The sequence below is a fragment of the Streptomyces kebangsaanensis genome (assembly GCF_001906585.1).
GTDB classification, from domain to species: Bacteria; Actinomycetota; Actinomycetes; order Streptomycetales; family Streptomycetaceae; genus Streptomyces; species Streptomyces kebangsaanensis.
This window is the reverse complement of record NZ_JUJA01000045.1, coordinates 163,213-165,271: the sequence shown is the minus strand read 5'-3', so window position 1 is coordinate 165,271 and position 2,059 is coordinate 163,213. Positions and strand designations below refer to the sequence as shown.

The window sequence follows — 2,059 nt, the reverse complement described above, 5'->3', positions numbered from 1 at the left end:
ACTGGACCGACAAGCCGGTGCGGTACTTCACGGTGGTCGACAAGCAGGGTGGCGCGATCCTCGGGTACGTATGGGCCGGTGACGAGGAGGACGCCGCCGCGTATGAACCGCGGCAGACCGCTGGCCCCCGGGGGGCGAACGAGGGCGGCTTCTGGGGCCGTCGGCTGCGCAGGGCCAAGGAACGGGGCATCCGGCCGACCCAGGCCCTCACCGAGCTGTACGGCGACCCGGAGCCGGGCGGCAAGGGTCGTCCTCTGCCGGGCTCCCTCACCGACGCCCCGAACGCCGCCGCGGTCGAAGCGCTCGCCAAGGATGAATGACGCAGGCTGAACTCATGCCCCATCCCGTCCACTACGTCGCCGCCTCGCTGCGCGCGTGGTAAGCCGCCTCGTACGCCCCGCGGAACTGAGCCGGTGGTGGTGGGAGGTGCGCACCCCGGGTGTACGTGGGGCCGGTGCATGGCCTATGTTGCGGAAGCGAAGTGGGGGATTCGTATGCCGCAGGAGAGGCCGCCCGGTGAGGGGCGGACGCAGGACTCGGCACGTGCCGGGACGGAGATGGGGCCGGCCGAGGTCGAGGCCGCCGCCCGTGCCGCGCACGCCGGGCGGACGGACAAGGCCGGGCGGCCGTACGCGGAGCACCTGCGGGCCGTCGCCGAGGGCGTGCGTGCCCGTGGCGGAGGTGACGAACTCGTCGCCGCCGCCTGGCTGCACGACGCGCTGGAGGACGGTGTGCTCAGCGAGGAGTGGCTCGACGCGGCTCCGCTCAGCGGGAGTACGAAGGCTGTCGTACGGGCCCTGACCAAGCGGCCGGGCGAGGAACCGGAGGCGTACGCGCGCCGGATCCTGGCCACCCCCGGCGCCCGGCTGGTCAAGGCGGCCGATCTCGCGCACAATGCCGACCCGCACCGGCTCGCCGCCCTGGACGAGCCGACGGCCCGGCGGCTCGCGCGGAAGTACGCCACGATGCGCGGCCACCTCGGCCTCGCCCCGGACGACTGACGGCATGCGAGGACACGACACAGAAGGACACGGCACAGGACGACGGGATGGCACGGGACTACGACAGCCAGTTGCTCGAGTCGGTGGCTGTGCGCCGCCGGCGGCTGCGCGACGCGCTGCTGTTCGGCGCGCAGCGCGGACGGCGCACGGTGGACGAACGGCTCGGCAAGCTGTTCGCGGGCATCGCCATCGCGGCCGTGCTGTGCGCCGGCTGCGTCGGCTGGTCGTTCCTCCAGGCCACCCTGGCCAAGCAGAAGGCCGAGCAGAAGAAGCAGCGGCAACAGCAGGAGCAGCTCTGGAATGGGCACGCTGCGAAGGAACCGTGACGGAGAAGACACGATGACAGGTCCCGGTGAGTGGTGAGCACAGCGACGACGTCCCGGACACAGTTGAGCCGGGTCACCCTGGTCGGTGAGCGACGGCGTGCCGACATCGTCCTGCCGTCGGACACCCCGATCGGCCAACTGCTCCCCGACATCCTGAAGTTGCTCGACGACCGTGCGGCCACGCGTCCGGCCACCCGGCAACTGGTCACCTCCGGCGGCTCGGTCCTGCCGCACGAGGCGACCCTGTCCTCGGCCGAGGTTCCCGACGGCGCCGTCCTGCGGCTCGTACGCGCCCACGCGGCCCCGCCCGCACCGGTCGTCCACGATGTCACCGACCAGGTCGCCGACGACCTCGACCTGCACGCCTGGCGCTGGCGTCCGGCCGCGCGCCGGGCCGGCGCCGGCGTGGCCACCGTGGCGTTCGCCGTGACCGCGGGGCTGCTCGCCCGGCGCGAGTTCGCGCTGGAGAGCGTCACCGTCGCACTCGCGGTCGCCACCGCGGTGTGCATGGTCGCCGGAGCCCTGGCGGCCAGGGTCGGCAAGGGCAACCGTGCTCTGGCCACCGCGCTGCTGCTCGCCACCGGCGGGCTCGGGCTGCTCACGGCGTGGACCGCTGCCGACGCCCACGCCTGGTCCGGGGCGGCCCGGCTGGCCGGTGTCACCGGCGCGCTGGTGGTCGCCCTGGTGCTGCTGGCCCACTTCTCACCGCTCGGCCGCGGCGGGCTCGTCGGG

General features: G+C 73.7%; 4 protein-coding genes. All 4 read left to right on the top strand.

Going from position 1 to position 2,059, the window contains the following annotated elements:
• On the top strand, positions 1-320 hold a 320-nt coding region (locus RH94_RS06820; RefSeq protein ID WP_234425583.1), incomplete at its 5' end, for a hypothetical protein.
• Positions 321-494: 174 nt separating this feature from the next.
• Positions 495-1,001: an HD domain-containing protein gene (locus RH94_RS06815; protein ID WP_079188923.1), complete on the top strand. Its 507-nt coding sequence runs from the start codon at positions 495-497 to the stop codon at positions 999-1,001.
• A gap of 47 nt (positions 1,002-1,048) precedes the next feature.
• Positions 1,049-1,327 (top strand): hypothetical protein, encoded by a 279-nt coding sequence (locus RH94_RS06810; RefSeq protein ID WP_073946726.1) that lies wholly within the window; start codon positions 1,049-1,051, stop codon positions 1,325-1,327.
• A 30-nt stretch (positions 1,328-1,357) separates the two neighbouring features.
• Positions 1,358-2,059 (top strand): EsaB/YukD family protein (locus RH94_RS42600; protein ID WP_234425582.1); only part of this gene is annotated, 702 nt, incomplete at its 3' end.